General features: G+C 72.8%; 16 protein-coding genes. 11 read left to right on the top strand and 5 right to left on the bottom strand.

Annotation, left to right across the window (positions count from 1 at the left end):
- Nucleotides 1-28 precede the first annotated feature (28 nt).
- Nucleotides 29-859 carry an aldo/keto reductase gene (locus tag ACR9E3_RS04390; RefSeq protein WP_460378844.1) on the top strand — a complete coding sequence of 277 codons (831 nt, stop codon included), beginning with the start codon at nucleotides 29-31 and terminating at the stop codon, nucleotides 857-859.
- Between the two features lie 175 nt (nucleotides 860-1034).
- Nucleotides 1035-1667: a TenA family protein gene (locus ACR9E3_RS04385; protein ID WP_460378843.1), complete on the top strand. Its 633-nt coding sequence runs from the start codon at nucleotides 1035-1037 to the stop codon at nucleotides 1665-1667.
- Here ACR9E3_RS04385 and ACR9E3_RS04380 read toward each other — a convergent pair.
- Nucleotides 1664-2041, bottom strand: coding sequence for an HNH endonuclease (locus ACR9E3_RS04380; RefSeq protein ID WP_460378842.1), 378 nt, complete (start codon nucleotides 2039-2041; stop codon nucleotides 1664-1666). The genes ACR9E3_RS04385 and ACR9E3_RS04380 overlap by 4 nt on opposite strands.
- Nucleotides 2042-2178: 137 nt before the next feature.
- On the opposite strand from ACR9E3_RS04380, the gene ACR9E3_RS04375 reads away from it, so the two are divergent.
- From ACR9E3_RS04375 to ACR9E3_RS04365, 3 genes are all read left to right on the top strand, one after another.
- Nucleotides 2179-3213, top strand: a complete 1035-nt coding sequence (locus ACR9E3_RS04375) for an alpha/beta fold hydrolase (RefSeq protein ID WP_460378841.1) — start codon at nucleotides 2179-2181, stop codon at nucleotides 3211-3213.
- A gap of 80 nt (nucleotides 3214-3293) precedes the next feature.
- Nucleotides 3294-3749, top strand: coding sequence for a hypothetical protein (locus tag ACR9E3_RS04370; protein WP_460378840.1), 456 nt, complete (start codon nucleotides 3294-3296; stop codon nucleotides 3747-3749).
- Nucleotides 3750-3781: 32 nt separating this feature from the next.
- A complete protein-coding gene (locus tag ACR9E3_RS04365) occupies nucleotides 3782-5428 on the top strand; it encodes a glycoside hydrolase family 13 protein (protein WP_460378839.1) in 1647 nt (548 codons plus the stop codon).
- 12 nt (nucleotides 5429-5440) lie between these two features.
- Here the strand turns inward: ACR9E3_RS04365 and ACR9E3_RS04360 are convergent, their stop codons facing one another.
- On the bottom strand, nucleotides 5441-6733 hold the full coding sequence (locus ACR9E3_RS04360; RefSeq protein ID WP_460378838.1) for a DUF4032 domain-containing protein: 1293 nt from the start codon (nucleotides 6731-6733) through the stop codon (nucleotides 5441-5443).
- Nucleotides 6730-7779, bottom strand: a complete 1050-nt coding sequence (locus ACR9E3_RS04355) for a LacI family DNA-binding transcriptional regulator (protein WP_460378837.1) — start codon at nucleotides 7777-7779, stop codon at nucleotides 6730-6732. Before ACR9E3_RS04355 ends, ACR9E3_RS04360 begins: the two co-directional genes overlap by 4 nt.
- A 195-nt stretch (nucleotides 7780-7974) precedes the next feature.
- Between ACR9E3_RS04355 and ACR9E3_RS04350 the strand changes: the two genes are divergently transcribed.
- The 4 genes from ACR9E3_RS04350 (at nucleotide 7975) to ACR9E3_RS04335 (ending at nucleotide 12358) form a co-directional block, all read left to right on the top strand.
- Nucleotides 7975-9276, top strand: coding sequence for an extracellular solute-binding protein (locus tag ACR9E3_RS04350; RefSeq protein ID WP_460378836.1), 1302 nt, complete (start codon nucleotides 7975-7977; stop codon nucleotides 9274-9276).
- A gap of 67 nt (nucleotides 9277-9343) precedes the next feature.
- Complete coding sequence (locus ACR9E3_RS04345) at nucleotides 9344-10285, top strand: carbohydrate ABC transporter permease (RefSeq protein WP_460378835.1); 942 nt, start codon at nucleotides 9344-9346, stop codon at nucleotides 10283-10285.
- A 2-nt stretch (nucleotides 10286-10287) separates the two neighbouring features.
- Nucleotides 10288-11121 (top strand): carbohydrate ABC transporter permease, encoded by an 834-nt coding sequence (locus ACR9E3_RS04340; protein ID WP_460378834.1) that lies wholly within the window; start codon nucleotides 10288-10290, stop codon nucleotides 11119-11121.
- 4 nt (nucleotides 11122-11125) lie between these two features.
- Nucleotides 11126-12358, top strand: coding sequence for an ABC transporter ATP-binding protein (locus ACR9E3_RS04335; protein ID WP_460378833.1), 1233 nt, complete (start codon nucleotides 11126-11128; stop codon nucleotides 12356-12358).
- A 187-nt stretch (nucleotides 12359-12545) separates the two neighbouring features.
- Here ACR9E3_RS04335 and ACR9E3_RS04330 read toward each other — a convergent pair whose 3' ends face one another.
- Together ACR9E3_RS04330 and ACR9E3_RS04325 are read right to left on the bottom strand one after the other, a co-directional pair.
- On the bottom strand, nucleotides 12546-13517 hold the full coding sequence (locus tag ACR9E3_RS04330; protein WP_460378832.1) for a hypothetical protein: 972 nt from the start codon (nucleotides 13515-13517) through the stop codon (nucleotides 12546-12548).
- Nucleotides 13514-14869 (bottom strand): sodium:proton exchanger, encoded by a 1356-nt coding sequence (locus ACR9E3_RS04325; protein ID WP_460378831.1) that lies wholly within the window; start codon nucleotides 14867-14869, stop codon nucleotides 13514-13516. Before ACR9E3_RS04325 ends, ACR9E3_RS04330 begins: the two co-directional genes overlap by 4 nt.
- A 204-nt stretch (nucleotides 14870-15073) precedes the next feature.
- Here ACR9E3_RS04325 and ACR9E3_RS04320 point away from each other — a divergent pair, with 204 nt between their 5' ends.
- On the top strand, nucleotides 15074-15940 hold the full coding sequence (locus ACR9E3_RS04320) for a mechanosensitive ion channel family protein (protein ID WP_460378830.1): 867 nt from the start codon (nucleotides 15074-15076) through the stop codon (nucleotides 15938-15940).
- Nucleotides 15941-16034: 94 nt separating this feature from the next.
- Nucleotides 16035-16958 (top strand): serine hydrolase, encoded by a 924-nt coding sequence (locus tag ACR9E3_RS04315; RefSeq protein ID WP_460378829.1) that lies wholly within the window; start codon nucleotides 16035-16037, stop codon nucleotides 16956-16958.
- The last annotated feature ends 53 nt before the right edge of the window (nucleotides 16959-17011 follow it).

Here is a 17011-nt window from a genome sequence, read left to right as displayed (position 1 = left end):
CTCGCACCACCTCGGGTATTCGCCTGTCATGAGCGATGTCCCCGGTATCGAGCTGAACAACGGCACGACGATTCCCCAGCTGGGGTTCGGTGTGTTCCAGATCGACCCGTCGGACACGGCGGAGTCGGTGACGACGGCGCTGGACATCGGCTATCGCCACATCGACACGGCGCAGATGTACGGCAACGAGGCCGAGGTCGGCGAGGCGATCGCGAAGTCGTCCGTCCCGCGTGACGAGCTGTGGATCACGACGAAGTGCAACAACGGCAACCACGGCTACGACGACTCGCAGCGTGCCCTCGACGAGAGCCTGGGCAAGCTCGGGCTCGACTTCGTCGACCTCTACCTCATCCACTGGCCGCTGCCCGGCAAGGCCCTCTACGTGGAGACCTGGAAGGGCTTCGAGCAGGCCTACGCCGACGGCAAGACCCGCGCGATCGGGGTGTCGAACTTCCAGCCGCACCACCTCGACCGGCTGAAGGAGGAGACGAGCACGACCCCGGCGATCAACCAGGTGGAGCTGCACCCGCAGCTGCAGCAGGCCGCCGTGCTCGCCTACGACGACCGCCACGGCATCGCCACCGAGGCGTGGAGCCCGATCGGCCAGGGGAAGGGGCTGCTCGACGCCCCGGAGCTCGCGCCGATCGCTGAGGCCCACGGCAAGAGCGCCGCGCAGGTGGTGCTGCGCTGGCACATCCAGATCGGCACGATCATCTTCCCGAAGTCGGTGACGCCGGAGCGGGTGCGCGAGAACTTCGACATCTTCGACTTCGAGCTCTCCGCGGACGAGATGGAGACGATCAAGGGGATGGACCGGGACCGCCGTCTCGGTCCCGACCCCGACAAGTTCGAGCGCTGAGCACACCCCCGGCCGCCGCCTCCCGCGCGGCCGGGGTGCCCCGCGGCCCGGTCATCGGCGGCTGCCCCCGCCCGCCGATGCCCGGGCTGCGCCACGTCCGGGGTCGGCGTGGTTGTCAGCCTGGCGTCCACGCTGACGTTGGACGTCAGGAAATCCACCAGCTCGCGAGGAGGCCATGAGCTTCTCGGACGACCTCCGCGCGGCAACCGCGCCCACGTGGGACGCCGCGACCGGTCACCGGTTCGTCGACGAGCTCCGGTCCGGCACGCTCGACGACCCCGTGCTCGCCCGCTACCTCGCGCAGGACGCCCTGTTCCTCGACCGCTTCGTCGCCCTGCTGGGCGCGGCGGTGGCGCACGCGGACCGCACCGAGCCGCGCCTGGCCGTCGCCCGCCAACTCGGGCTGGTCGCCGGCGACGAGGACGACTACTTCACCCGTGCCCTGACCCGGCTGGGCGTCACCGGCAACGCCGACCCGCTCCCGCCGACCAGCGACTTCCTCGCCCTCATGGACGACGCCCGCCGCTCCGCGAGCTACGGGCAGGTGCTCGCCGTCCTGCTCGTCGCCGAGTGGCTCTACCTCGACTGGGCTTCCCGCCCGGGCCCCGCCCCGGACGACTGGCTGCACCGCGAGTGGGTCGACCTGCACCGCGGCCCGGCCTTTACCGCGTGGGTCGACCTGCTGCGCACCGAGACCGACCGCGTCGCCGCGGGTGCCGACGCCACGACCCGCGAGCACATGGCCGCGGCGTTCACCCGCGCCGTCGACCTCGAGCTGGCCTTCTTCGACGCGGCCTACCAGGACTAGGCGGCGACCCGGTTCCGCAGCCGGCGCAGCTGGGCGTCGAGGTGGGGACGCGCCCGCCGCTGCCCGCCGCGCTGGGCGATCGCGGCCACCAGCGACACCAGCACCCGCTCGAGACGGACCGCGTCGGGCGCCCACCCGCGGCGCTCGCACTCCTCGAGCCACTCGACGGCCCCGCGGTGGCCGCGCTCGCCGTTGCAGCGGCGGCAGGCGGCGACCTCGTTCTCCAGCCACGACGGCCCGCCCTTGACCTTGGGCACGACGTGGTCGGTGGTCGCGGCGACGGTGCCCGTCAGCGGTCGGGCGCACCACAGGCAGGCGTCGCCGTCGCGCTGGCGCGCGGCGATCAGCCGCTCGCGTCGCCCCGGCTGCCGCATCACCTCCATGGTGCCACCGGACCAGCGCACGGCGGCGACGTTGCGGTCCCGTGACGAAGCGGGTCCGGACGATGTGACAGCGGTCACCGACGTGCTCCCATCGCGGAGATCGCCACTGCCCGAGGAGGTCCCCGCCGATGCCCCCGCCCACCGACGCCCAGCTCTTCCCGCTCGGCGACGTCGTCCTCCAGCACGGGATGACGCTGCCGGACGCCCATCTGGCCTATCAGACCTACGGCACGCTCAACGCCGACCGCTCCAACGCCATCGTCTACCCGACCTGGTTCTCGGGGTGGCACACCGACAACGAGTGGCTCATCGGGCCGGGCATGGCGCTCGATCCCGCCGAGTGGTTCATCCTCGTGCCGAGCATGCTGGGCAACGGGCTCTCGAGCTCTCCCAGCAACACCCCGCAGCCCCACGACCGGGCGCGCTTCCCGCACGTCACGTTCCACGACCAGGTCGCCTGCCAGCACCGTCTCGTCACCGAGCACTTCGGGATCGAGACCCTCGCCCTGGTCACCGGCTGGTCGATGGGCGCGGGCCAGACCTACCAGTGGGCCGTCAGCCACCCCGAGATGGTGCAGCGCGCCGTCCCGTTCTGCGGCTCGGCGATCACCGCCGACCACAACAAGGTCTTCCTGTACTCCCTCGGCGAGGCGATGCGCGCCGACGCGACCTTCGCCGACGGCTGGTACACCCCCGACCGGCTGCCCCTGCGCGGCCTGCGCGCCTTCGCCCGCATCTACGCCGGCTGGGGGTTCTCGCAGGCCTTCTACTGGCAGGAGGAGTGGCGCAAGCTCGGGCACTCCTCGCTCGAGGACTTCCTCGTGGGCTTCTGGGAGGGCTTCTGGCTCGACGGCCGCGACCCGAACAACCTGCTCGCGATGCTGTGGACCTGGGAGCACGGTGACGTCGGGCAGACGCCGGGCTTCGACGGCGACACCGTCGCGGCGCTGAACTCCATCCGCTGTCCGCTGCTCTCCCTGCCGGCCGAGAAGGATCTCTACTTCCCGCCCGAGGACGAGGAGTGGTCGTCGCAGCACATCCCGCGCGGCGAGGTCACCGTCATCCCGGGCGTGTGGGGCCACTTCGCGGGCGGCGGGAAGAACCCGGTCGACACCGCGTTCATCGACGCGGCGATCGCGGAGATGCTCAAGCGTCCGGTGTAGATCGCCCGCGCAGGTGCCGCGACGGTGGGTGCCGTCGGCGGAGTGTCCTACCGGTTGTGCACGTCTAGCGTCAGGGAGTGATGACCACCAACGGCACCGTGCCCCGCCCCTCCGACGTGAGCGGGCCGATCCTGACCGAGGCCGCCCGGCGCATGCTCCCCGTGCTCGCCGGGCGTGTCCTCGCGGCGCTGGTCGACCGCGCCGTCGAGAAGGTGGACGACCTCGCCGACCGGATCGGCGAGCGCAGCGCCGAGCGCGAGCCGCGTCAGGACGAGGACCAGGGGCGCGTCGGCGCGGCCGTCGGGTTCCTCCTGGAGCAGGCGCGGCTCTTCCTCGCCTTCGTCGTGCGCCTCGCCGCACAGGCGCTGGACGTGCTGCGTCGCGCCACCGAGCGTCTGCGCGAGCGCCGCGCGCCCGAGGGCATCGACGAGGCGCCCGACCCCGAGGACGTCCTGGACCCGGACGAGTTCGACGACGAGTACGACGACGAGTTCGACGACGAGGACGAGGAGGACCGCGCCACCGTCCGCGCCTGACGCGTCACGCGGCGTTCGGGACACTGGGGTCCATGTCCGATTCGCCCTGGTGGCGCGACGCCGTCATCTACCAGGTCTACATCCGCAGCTTCGCCGACGCGGACGGCGACGGCATCGGCGACATCGCGGGCATCCGCGAGCGCCTGCCCTACCTGGCCGCGCTCGGCGTCGACGCGCTGTGGATCAACCCGTGGTACGCCTCGCCCCAGGCCGACGCCGGGTACGACGTCGCCGACTACCGGGCGATCGAGCCCGCCTACGGCACCGTCGCCGACGCCGAGAAGCTGATCGTCGACGCCCACGAGCACGGGCTGCGGCTGATCCCCGACATCGTCCCCAACCACACGTCGGACCAGCATGCGTGGTTCCGCGCCGCCCTGGCCGACGAGCCCGGCGCCCGCGACCGCTACGTCTTCCGGCCGGGCGCGGGTCCCGACGGCGCCCGGCCGCCGAACAACTGGCAGTCGCACTTCGGCGGCCCGGCGTGGACGCGCGTGGCGGACAGGCCAGAAGAGACAGCACAGTGGTACCTGCACCTGTTCGACCCCGGTCAGCCCGACCTGAACTGGGCGAACCCCGAGGTGGCCGCCGAGTTCGAGGCGGTCCTGCGGTTCTGGTTCGACCGGGGCGTCGACGGGTTCCGCATCGACGTCGCCCACGGCCTGGTCAAGGACCCGGCGCTGCCGGACCTGACCGATCCGCGCGACCAGCTCGGCCGCACGTACCCGGCCGGCGGGCACCCCTACGTGGACCGCGAGGGCGTCGAGGAGATCTACGAGGCCTGGCGGCGGGTGTCCGACTCCTACCCCGGTGAGCGCATGTTCGTCGCCGAGGCGTGGACGCCGGCCCCGGAACGACTGGCGCGCTACGTCGCCCCCGGCCGGCTGCACACGGCCTTCAACTTCGACTACCTCGTCGCGCCGTGGGACCCGGCGGCGCTGCGCGAGGCCATCGACGTCACCACCGGGCACCTGCGGGCCGCGGGCGCACCGGCGACCTGGGTGCTGTCCAACCACGACGTCGCGCGCCACCCGAGCCGCTACGGCCGGCCCACGACCGAGCGCGAGGAGGTGCCGACGTCCACGGTCGCCCGCGACGGCGACACCGACCTCGTCCTCGGCACCCGCCGCGCCCGGGCCGCGCTGCTGCTCGAGGCCGCGCTGCCCGGCGGCATGTACGTCTACCAGGGCGAGGAGCTGGGGCTGCCCGAGGTGGAGGACATCCCCGACGACGCCCGCCAGGACCCGACCTGGCGGCGGTCCGGGTTCACGGTGCGCGGACGCGACGGGGCTCGGGTGCCGCTGCCGTGGTCGGCGACGGCGGGCACCTCCGCCGGGTTCAGCCCGGAGGGCGCGGCGGCCCCGTGGCTGCCGCAGCCCGCGGGGTGGACGGACTACGCGGCGGACCGCCAGGAGAGCGACCCGGACTCGGTGCTGGAGCTCTACCGCGCCGCGCTGCGCCTCCGCCGCGCCCACCCGGCGCTGGGCGACGGCGACATGGCGTGGGTGTCGGCTCCCGGCGACGCGGTGCTGCACCTGCGCCGCGAGCCGGGGTTCGCGTGCGTGGTCAACCTGGGCGCCGAGCCGGTCGACCTGCCCGCCCACCACGAGGTGCTGCTCGCCAGCGTGCCGCTCGAGGAGGGGCGCCTGGGCCCGGACGCGGCGGTCTGGCTGGCCTGATCACCACGCCCGTCACCATTCCGGGGGGACGTCGGGCACCGCCGGGTCCGCCTCGACGACGGGGATGTCCGACGCGGTGTCGACGACGACCGAGCGCGCCGCGGAGTCGGCCGGGGCGCGCTCGGCGAGCGTCGCGAGGGCCCGCTCGGTGCCCACGTCGGCGCCCTCGGCCTCCGAGAGCAGCCACCGGACCTCGAGCAGGTCGCAGTAGGCCTGCACGGCCGTGCCGACGTGGCGCACGGCGGCGTGGGCGCGGCGCATGCCCGGCGCCAGCACGTCGTGACGCCAGCTGGCGATCGCCTGCTCCTCGGTGATCCGGCGCTCCGGGTGCTCGCGGGCGATCGCGCGCTGGTGGGCGCGCAGGTCGCCGAGCAGGATGCGGGCCTGGCCCTCGCCCACCTCGAGGCCGGTGAGCTCGCGGAGGTAGCGGGCGTGGTGGTTGCGCTCCCCCACCGCGACGCGGAGCCGGACGACGCCGCCGTCGGTGTCCTCCGCGGGCGCCAGGCTCACCTCGTCGACGACGTAGCCGAGGTCGTTGAGCTCGCGGACCGTGCTCTCGACCCGGTAGCGGTCGCCGAAGGCGAACTGGGCCTGGCCGTGCAGGACGTCCCAGAGCACCTCGTAGCGCGCCGGGAGCCCGGTCGCCTCCTCGATGAGCTGCTCCTCGATCTCGGGCGGGCGCCCGAGGCTCGCCGCGAGGTCGGTCATCCCCGAGGCCACGTTCTCCACGAGGATCTCGAGGTCCTGGGCGCGCTGCCCGTCCGAGAGCGACGGGTGCACCTCGCTGGTCTCGGCGTCGACGAGCCGCGCCGCGAACAGCTGGCCGTCCCGGGAGAACAGCGTGTTGGCCAGGGAGCAGTCGCCCCAGTAGACGCCGTGGCGGTGCAGCTCGACGAGCAGCCCGACCATCGCGTCGAAGAGCCGGGCGCGCTGCGCGGGACGGTTCGGGGGCAGCCGCGCGATGAGCCGCCGGTACTGCCAGGAGCCGGTGAGGTACCTGGTGAGCAGGATCGAGCAGTCCTCGCCGGGCTGGGTGACGAGGCCCGCCGGTCGGACGGCCGGCAGGCCCGCGGACTCGAGGTGGCGCAGCACGTCGAACTCGCGCGTCGCGATCCGCGGCGGCAGCTCCTTGAGCGCCCAGAGGGCCCCGTCGACCTCGACGAAGCGCACGAGGTGGCGGCTGGGTCCGACCGGCAGCTCGCGCAGCGGGACCGCCGCCGGGTCCCAGTCGCCGAGCGGCCGGTCCCACGGCAGCGCGAGCAGCCCCGGTGTCGGGGCGCGGAGACGGAGATCGGGTGCGGTCATCGCGGTGCTCCCGGTGGTGCGGTCGTGCCGCGCAGCACGAGCCGGGTGGGCAGGATCTCGGCCGGCGGCACCCGCTCGGTGAGCCCGCCGCGCAACGCCGCCAGGACCATCTGGCCGGCGCGCCGGCCCTGCTCGCGGACGGGCTGGGCCACGGTCGTGAGATCGGTGAGCGCGGCCAGCGGGTGGTCGTCGACGCCGATCACGGACAGGTCGCCGGGCACCCGCAGGCCCGCGCGGCGCAGGGTGCGGACCGCCCCGAGCGCGGTCTCGTCGTCGTGCGCGAAGACCGCGGTGGGCGGGGTGCGCAGCCCGAGCAGGCGGGCCATGCCGTCCGCGCCGCCCTCGCCGCCCCACGGCACGGTGACCAGCAGCTCGTCGTCCGGCTCGACCCCGGCGTCGCCGAGCGCCGCCCGCCAGGCCGAGATCCGGCCGTCGGGATCCGGCGCGAGCTGCCCCGCGTCCTCGACGGCGATCATCCCGATCCGCCGGTGGCCGAGGTGGAGCAGGTGGTCCATGGCCTGGCGGCCGGCCCGGTGGTCGTCGATGCCGACCGACGGGTAGGACGCGACCCGGCCGCCCGCGGCCACCACGGCGACCCCGAGGGACGCGAGGCGCTCGTGCTCGGCCTCGTCGACGGCGAAGGCCAGCACGACCACGGCGTCCACCTTGCGCCGGGCCGGCAGGCGAGCGAAGAAGGCCGTGCGCTCCTCGGGCCCTCCGACCCGGAACAGCACGAGGTCGAGGTCGGCACCGCGCAGCTCGCCCTCGAGGCCTTCGAGCAGCTCGCCGAAGAACCACCGCGACGGGTGCGGCACGAGCACCGCGACCCGGCCCGTCGGCCCCCCGGCGAGCCGGGCGGCCTCCGGGGAGGCGACGTAGTCGAGGGCCTCGGCGGCCTCCCGCACGCGGGCCCGGGTGGCCTCCGCGACGTGGGGGTGGTCGCCGAGGGCGCGCGAGGCGGTGGCCGCCGAGACCCCGGCCCGGCGGGCGACGTCGTCGAGCGTGGGGCGGACGGCCGCCCTCCCGTCGCTCGTGTCCCCGGTCACAGCAGTCCAGCATGACACTGCGCTGGAAGCGCTTCCAGAGCTGCGGCGACGTGCCCCGGAAGGGGTGGACCGCCGCTGCCCCAGATGTCCCACTGCGCTCGGTTCGTCGCTCTTCGTGCTTGACTTGTGAGACCTGTATCACCAGTCTCCCTCCGCAAGCGCTTCCAGCTCACAGCAGTGCGGGAGGGGAGACCGATGCGAGGCCCACGACGGCGGCTCACCGCGGTGGCCGCCGCGATCGCGGTGATCGCCGCGCTGTCCGCGGCGTGCAGTTCCGCGCCGGCCGGCCCCCCGACGCTGACCTGGTACATCAACCCGGACGACGGCGGCCAGACCGAGATCGCGGCGCGCTGCACCGCCGCCGCGAACGGGCGCTACACGATCGCAACGTCGACGCTGCCGCGCCAGGCCTCCGAGCAGCGCCAGCAGCTCGTCCGGCGCCTCGCGGCCAACGACTCGTCGATCGACATCATGAGCATCGACCCGCCCTACGTGCCCGAGTTCGCGCAGGCGGGCTTCCTGGCCCCGATGCCCCCGGCGGTCGAGGCGGCCGCCCGCGAGGACCGCGTGCCGAGCTCGATCGAGGCGTCGACCTGGCAGAACCGTCTCGTCGTCGTGCCGTTCTGGGCGAACACCCAGCTGCTCTGGTACCGCAAGGCGGCCGTCGCGGCGATGGGCCTCGACATGAGCCGGCCCGTCACCTGGGACCAGATCATCCAGGCGGCCGCGGCCAACCGGACCCAGATCGCCGCCCAGGGCGTGCGGGGCGAGTCGCTGACGGTGTGGGTCAACGCGCTCGTCGAGTCCGGCGGCGGCTCGATCATCACCAACGTCGGTGAGACCGACCCCGCGCTGATCCAGCTCGGCCTGAACGCCCCGCCCGGGATCGACGCCGCCCGCATCCTGCGGGAGTTCGGGGACGCCGGGGTCGCGCCACCGGGCTTCCCGACGGCCGACGAGGACACCAACGCCGAGTCCTTCCAGTCCGGCTCGGCGGCGTTCATGGTCAACTACCCGTTCATCTGGGGGAAGGCCAAGTCCGGGGTCGAGGAGGGCACCCTGCCGCAGTCCGTCCCCGACGACTACGGCTGGGCGATCTACCCGCGCACCTCGCCGGACCTGCCCAGCGCGCCGCCTCTCGGCGGCATCAACCTCGGCGTGGGCGCCTTCAGCGAGCACCCGGACCTCGCCTACGAGGCGACGACCTGCATCTCTAACCCCCAGAACTCCGCCTACTACTTCGTCTCGAACGGCAACCCGTCCTCGCGGATCTCGGTCTTCTCCGACCCGGCCGTGCTCGCCGAGTTCCCGATGGCCCCGGTCATCCGCGACTCGCTGACCCAGGCCAAGCCCCGCCCGCAGACCGCGTACTACGCCGAGGTCTCGGGCGGCATCCAGAGGACCTTCCACCCGCCGGGCGCGGTCGTGCCCGGCGCCACCAACCAGGCGGCGACGGACCTGATCACCGCGGTGCTCCGGAAGGAGGCTCTGCTGTGACCACCACAACGACCGCCATCGCGGTCGCTCCTGCGTCGCGCCCGCGCTGCCGTCGGTGGTGGGGGCTGTGAGCACGACGCTGGAACGCTCCGAGACGGTCGCCCCGGTCTCCAGCACGAGCGACAAGTCACGCGCCGAGCGGCGTCTCGGCTGGTACCTCGCCGGCCCCGCCTTCGCCGTGATGCTGCTGGTGACGGCCTACCCGATCGTCCAGGCGGTCTTCGACTCGCTGTTCGACTACCGCCTCACCGACCCGCAGAACTCCGCGTTCGTCGGCCTGGGCAACTACGGCGTGATCCTCACCGACTCGGTGTGGTGGACGTCGTTCGGCGTCACCGTGCTGATCACCGTCGTCACCGTGGCGGTCGAGCTCGTGCTCGGCTTCGCGCTGGCGCTGGTCATGCTCAACGCCCTGCGCGGCCTGCGCCCGGTCCTGCGCACGGTCATCCTCATCCCGTACGCGGTGATCACCGTGGTGTCGGCCTTCGCCTGGCAGTTCGCCTTCAGCGTCGACTCGGGCTTCGTGAACGCCTGGTTCTCGTTCCTCGGCACCACGGCCGACACCGACTGGTTCGGCACGCAGGGCTCGTCGCTGTTCGTCATCTGCCTGGCCGAGATCTGGAAGACGACGCCGTTCATCTCGCTGCTGCTGCTCGCCGGCCTCGCCCAGGTCCCGGACGTGCTGCAGGAGGCGGCCAAGGTCGACGGCGCGACGTGGTGGCAGCGGATGCGGCGGGTCACCCTGCCGAACATGAAGGCGGCGATCATGGTCGCGGTCCTCTTCCGCACCCTCGACGCCTTCCGCGTCTTCGACTCGGTGTTCGTCATGACCGCCGGCGCCAACAACACCGAGACCGTCTCGTTCCTCGCCTACCGCCAGACCATCGAGCGGGTCGAGATCGGGCTGGGCTCGGCGGTCTCCGTGCTGCTCTTCCTGTCCGTCGTGCTGATCAGCGTGCTGTTCATCAAGGGCTTCAAGGTCGACCTGTCCCAGGCGCGAGGGAAGTAGCGATGTCCACCCGCGAGAAGGTCGGCTGGGGGATCGGCGGCCTGGTCATCATCGTCTACTGCCTCTTCCCGGTGGCGTGGATCGTCTCCCTGTCGTTCAAGTCGTCCGACGACATCGCCAACGGGCAGTTCCTGCCCACCGTGTTCTCCGGCGCCAACTACGAGCAGATCCTCGTCGGCGACGCGGCCGGGCTCTTCCTCCCGGCGCTGGTGAACTCGTTCGGCATCTGCCTGATCGCCACGTTCATCTCGTGCCTGCTGTCGATGTTCGCGGCCTACGCGATCGCGCGGCTGGACTTCCCGGGCAAGAAGCTCATCCTGTCCACCGCGCTGGCCGTGGCGATCTTCCCGGTGATCTCGATCGTCACGCCGCTGTTCAACCTCTGGCGCCAGATCGGGCTCTACAACACCTGGCCCGGACTGATCATCCCGTACCTGTCGCTGACGCTGCCGATCTCGATCTGGACGCTCTCGGCGTTCTTCCGCGAGATCCCGTGGGAGATGGAGCAGGCCGCGCAGGTCGACGGGGCGACGCCGTGGCAGGCCTTCCGCAAGGTGATCGTGCCGCTGGCCGCGCCGGGCGTGTTCACCACCGCGATCATCGCGTTCTTCCTCGCCTGGAACGACTTCGTCTACGGCATCTCCCTGACCTCGACCGAGGCGGCCCGCCCGGTGCCCGCGGCGCTCGGTCTGTTCTCGGGCGCCTCGCAGTTCGAGTCGCCGAACGGCCCGATCGCGGCCGCCGCGGTGATCGTCACGATCCCGGTCGTGCTCCTCGTCCTGCTCTTCCAGCGGCGCATCGTCGCCGGTCTCACCAACGGCGCCGTGAAGGGATAAGACCATGGCCTCGATCGAGATGAGCCACATCGTCAAGCAGTACGGCGACGGCTACCCCGCCGTGAACGACGTGAGCCTCGACATCGCCGACGGCGAGTTCATGATCCTGGTCGGGCCGTCGGGCTGCGGGAAGTCGACGCTGCTGCGGATGATCGTGGGGCTCGAGGACATCACCTCGGGCGACATGGTCATCGGCGGGGCGCGCGTCAACGAGAAGGCGCCCCGGGACCGCAACCTGTCGATGGTGTTCCAGAACTACGCGCTCTACCCGCACCTGAGCGTCTACGAGAACATCGCCTTCCCGCTGCGCCTGGCGAAGGTGTCCGACGACGAGGTCCGCAAGCGGGTCGAGGAGGCCGCCGGCGTCCTCGAGCTCAAGGAGCACCTGCAGCGCAAGCCCGCGAACCTCTCCGGCGGCCAGCGCCAGCGCGTGGCCATGGGCCGGGCGATCGTGCGGGCGGCCGACGCGTTCCTGTTCGACGAGCCGCTGTCCAACCTGGACGCGAAGCTGCGCGGGCAGATGCGCACCGAGATCGCGCGCCTGCAGCGCCGCCTCGGCATCACGACCGTCTACGTCACCCACGACCAGACCGAGGCCATGACCCTCGGCGACCGCGTCTGTGTGCTGCGCAAGGGCGTCATCCAGCAGGTCGCCTCGCCGCGCGAGCTCTACGAGCAGCCGGTCAACCTGTTCGTCGCGGGGTTCATCGGGTCGCCGCCGATGAACTTCCTGCCGGCGAGCGTCGACGGCTCGAGCCTCGCCACGCCGTTCGGCACGGTCGAGCTGGGCGCCGAGCGCGCCGAGAAGATCCAGGGTCACGACCTGCTGCTCGTCGGCATCCGCCCCGAGTACTTCGAGGACGCGAGCCTGGTCGACGAGGCCAAGAAGCCGCACGGGTCGACGTTCAAGGCGCGCGTCGACGTCACCGAGTGGCTCGGCGACGCCCAGTACGCCTACATCCCCTACGAGGCGCCCGCCGAGATCGCCGAGCAGCTCAAGGAGCTCTCGCGCGAGCTCGACTCCGACCAGCTGCGCACCCAGGCCGTGGTGTCGATCGACTCGACGAGCCGCATCCGGGAGGGCCGCGAGGCGGAGTTCTGGCTCGACACCCGCAAGCTGCACGTCTTCGACCCCAAGACCGGCGAGAACCTCACCCGCGACGCCGAGGCCGGCCGGAAGCTGACCGAGATGGCCGAGGAGGACCGCGTCGAGCAGGTCGGGCGGGCGAAGGTCTGAGCCCGCGTCGGACGGGCGCGCGGGGCGCACACTCGCCGTCGATGTCGACCTACTGGCTGGTATCCCTCGCGAGGCGAGCGATACCGGCCAGTAACCGGTCGACGCCCCCGTGTCGCGCCTCTCGATAAGCCCCGGGGCGGCGGAGTGCCGCCGGATCACCGACGCCGGGGGCCGGGGCGAGTGAGGGTCAGAGCCGGTGCCAGGCCTGGGCGAGCTGGGACGCGATCGGGGTGACGACGCGGCGGTCGTTCCAGTAGTACGGGTGGGCCAGCGGGGTCCAGCCGAGCCACCAGGGGCCGACGTCGACACGCCGGTCCTCGGACACCGCCTTCGACCAGCGCTCGCTCAGCGGACGCAGGGGTGAGGCGATGACGTCGTCGGGGTCGTAGACGTTGACCCACTCGCCGCCCTGCCCCGGGTGGCGCCGGGTGAAGTCGGGGTGGGGCACGGCCAGCGGCTCGCCGAACCCGGGGTGGCGCTGCGCCCACAGCGCCAGCGGGCTGCCGAGCGTGTAGAACCAGCCGAACGTCTCCGCGCGCTCGAGCGGCGTGTCGCCGAGGACCGCGGCGGCCTGCGCGGCCAGCGGCGTCCCCGTGGCCACGCCCTGCAGGTCGTAGAGGAAGTCGCTCGCGACGACACTGCCGAGGCTGTGGCCGAGCACGGCGAGGGGTGCGTCGGGGCCGGCCCGCGTCGCGAGCTCGTGCAGGGAGCCGGCGAGGATCTCCTGCACGTGCTCGTAGTGCCCGGTCCCGTCGCGGCCCGAGTGGTAGGCGACGGCGTCGCCCAGGTAGTGGACGATCAGCCAGCGCAGGGTCGGGAAGTGCGCGTCGTCGAGTCCCGGCAGCCAGCGCAGGCCCGCGGTCGATGCGGCCGCGAGCAGCGCGGCGGTCGACCCCTGGCTCGCGCGGGCGGCGAGGCCGTCGAGGAGCCCGGCCAACCGTCGGGCCCCGCGGCCTCCGATCCGGTCGCTGAGCGCCTCCTGGCCCGGCTCGAAGACGGGCGCCCAGAACGTCGGTTCGATCACCAGCGCGTCGTCGGCCGGGACTCCCGCGATCCGGGTGAACTCCTCGCGCAGCAGGGCCGTCGCCCGGACCGCGTACTGCTCCCCGGCGCTCTCGACGCCGTGCACCAGCATGACGGCGAGCTTGCGACGCGTCACTTCGACTCCGTCAGCTCGGCGTACGGGGTGCGGAAGCCGTCCTTGACCAGCGCCACGACGGCCTGGCGGCGCAGCACGAACAGCACGATCGCCGCGACGAGGTAGACGCCGGAGACGATGAGGAGCTCGGCCTCCTGGAGCGCCTCCGGGAGCGTCGCGGCCAGCACGAACTGGGCCAGGAAGAGCACGAGGAGGCTGAGTGCACCCAGGACCGTGATCGACAACGTGACCAGCAGCGCGACGGCGAACAGCGACTGCGCCGCGGTGATCAGCAGCTCCTCGCGCTGGACCGCGTCCACCGGCAGGCCGTTCAGCGAGCCCGCCGAGATCGCGAACACGATCGGCAGGGTGCCGACGAGCAGTGACCACTGGTTGACCTTCGACGAGACGAGCGTCGCGAGCGCGTCGGTGGTCTTGAGCTGCCAGGCGTACAGGCCCGCGACGAGCAGTTCCGGGGCCTCCGAGGCGAGCGGCGCGAGCCACTGGACGAGGAAGAACTGGCTGATGCCGAGCTCGGTGCCTGTCTCGACCAGGGAGTCGGCGAAGGGCTCGGCGCAGGCCACGATGATCAGCGCGGAGACCACGAACAGGCCGATGTAGCCGGTGCGCCGTCGCGGCGCCTCCATCCGGCCGATCCACGCCGACGGCCCGATGAGGTCGGGGTCCTCGGCGGGTGCCTTGGAGACCCGGACGCTGTAGAGCACGAAGATGCCGACGAGGACGACGGTGTCGACCAGCGTGATGCTCTCGCGCAGCGGCAGGGTCAGCGAGTAGAGCGTCGCGACCAGCAGGAACACCAGCGGCACCGAGTCGGTGCGCATGAGCGTCACCTTGGTCGGGCGGCCCGGCTCGTGCGACGTCCCGGCCCCGCCCGACTGCCCCGCGTCGGCGCCCCCGACCCGCAGGCGGATCGCCGCGAGCAGCACGACGAGCGCCCAGCCGACGCCGACGAGGATCCGGTTGGCGCCGGTCATGTTGGCGAGCGCGAGCCCGCAGGGCGACTGCTCGGCCGACCCCGGCGGCAGGCACGTCGGGCCGTACTGGGCGTAGGCGGCGCCGCCCTGGGCGGTGAAGACGAAGTCGACGGCGTACTCGGGCAGCACCGCCACCAGGGCGAGCAGCGCGATCGCGAGCCCGGCCGAGATGTCGACCTGCGCGGCCTCGGCCGCCCACGACAGCAGGAACGCGGCGCCGACGATCGCCACGCCGAACAGCAGCGCGTCGACCGGCGGCGAGATGTGCAGGCCGCCGAACCGCAGCACGAGGCCGGGGACCGCGGCCGCCACAGCCAGCGCCACCAGCAGAGGGGAACGGTCGCCGCGACGGGTCGCGCCGCGGCTGCTGGTCGACATGTCCGTTTCTCTACCCCGCTCCCCGCTCCGGCACCCGCTCGACGCGCCCTTTCACATCCCGATCACGCCGAGCGCCGCATCCCGGCGCCGAGCGGCGGCCGACCGGCCTGGTGCGCAGGCGATTTGTCACGTCCCGCATTCTCCGGCACGGTGACGTGCCGGCATCCCAGCCCGATCGCTCCCCGCTCCCCCGAGGTGGTTGCCGTGTCACCCTTGCCTGCCCTGTCCGTCGACGCCCTCATCCGCATCGGCGTGACCGTCGCCGTCATCGTCGTCATCGCCGTCGTGCTGCGGTTCGTGGTCAACCGCGTCATCAGCCACGTCTCCGCCGGTGCAGGTCTGCCCGGCATGCTCAGCCTGCTGCGCAGGCGGCGCGGGGTCACCGACGCCGACCGCATCCAGGCCTTCGGGTCCGCCCGGCGCGCGCAGCGTGCCCGCACCGTCGGCTCGGTGATCAAGAACGCCGCCACGATCCTGATCTTCGGAACCGCGTTCATGATGGTCCTGGGCCAGTTCGGCGTGAACCTCGCGCCGGTCCTCGCCTCGGCCGGCGTGCTCGGGCTCGCCATCGGCTTCGGCGCCCAGAACCTCGTCAAGGACTTCCTGTCGGGGATCTTCATGCTCCTCGAGGACCAGTACGGGGTCGGTGACCACGTGGACCTCGGCGACGCCGTCGGCACCATCGAGCGCGTCGGCCTGCGCACCACGACGGTCCGCGATGAGTCCGGCATGGTCTGGTACGTGCGCAACGGCACGATCGAGCGCGTCGGCAACGGCTCGCAGGACCACGCCGTCGCCGTCGTGGACGTGCCGCTGGCCCTCGACACCGACGTCACGAACGCGGCGTCGATCGCCGAGGACGCCGCCGCCACCGGTATCGACGAGCACGGCCACGGCCACGACGTCCTCGACAAGCCGCAGGTGCTCGGCGTCCAGTCCCTGTCCGCCTCCGGCATGACGCTGCGGCTGACGGTCCGCACCAAGCCCGGCCGCCAGTGGGCCGTGCAGCGGGTCATGACCGAGCGCGTCGTTGCCGCCCTCCGGGCGGACGAGGTGGTCCTGGCGGCCTAGCAGCCGCTCGGTGTCGCGTGACCGGCGTGTGACGCCCTCGGCGGCTGCCGTGTGTCGGCGCGCGACCCCGTGGCAGGAGGCGCACGATCGAGGGGTGATCGTCGGCCGCCTCCGCCGCGGGACCCGTCTCGTCGCCGTGCTGCTCGCCGCGGCCGCCCTCGCCACCGGCTGCGCGCAGGTCCGGTCGTGGACGGGACAGACGCCGACCCCGCCCCCGCCGGTCGCGGCGCCGCCGCCGGTGGTGACCACCCCGCCGCCGACGACCACGACCACGCCGACACCCCCGGCGTCCCGCGCCCAGGAGGCCGTGGACGCGACCGCGCCGGCCGCCCAGGAGCGCGACGACGTCACGCTCGGGGTGGCCGTCCTGGACCGCACGACCGGGACGACGACGGTCAACGACGCCGGCGACACCCCGCTGCGCGCCGCGTCGGTGGCCAAGCTGTTCACGATCGTCGACATCCTCACCCGCCGGGAGGCCGGCCAGATCCAGACGAGCGACGGCGACGAGCAGCGGTTCCGCCGCGCCTTGAGCCTCAGCGACGACAACGCGATGAACGCGCTGTGGTCGAGCTACGGCGGGCCGGAGGGCATCCGGCGGGTGTCGGCGCTGCTCGGGATCTCGGAGACCAGCCCGCCCGACGACACCTCGCAGTGGGGTGAGGTCGAGACCTCGGCGCGCGACGTGGCGACGCTCTACAGCTTCGTGCTCACCCGCCTCACCGACCCCGACCGCGACTTCGTCCTGGAGTCCCTCGAGGCCGCCGCGCCCACCGCGGCCGACGGCTTCGACCAGGCCTTCGGGCTGCTCGACCCGTCCCGGCGCGGGACGGCGGCGGCGAAGCAGGGGTGGCTGTGCTGCCTGCAGTCGAGCATCGACCTGCACTCGACGGGGCTCCCGGACGCGAGCGGGCGCTACGTCGTGGTGCTGCTGTCCAACCAGCCGCGCGGCTACGACGCGGCCAAGAGCCTGCTCGACGACGCCGCGGCGGCGGCCCGCGACGCCCTGTCGACCTGACCGGGTGCGGCTCCGCCGCATGTGAGCACTTCGGAGTGCTGGAGCACTCCGAA

It is taken from the genome of Actinomycetospora sp. C-140 (genome assembly GCF_054796175.1).
This window is presented reverse-complemented; position numbering and strand designations above follow the sequence as displayed.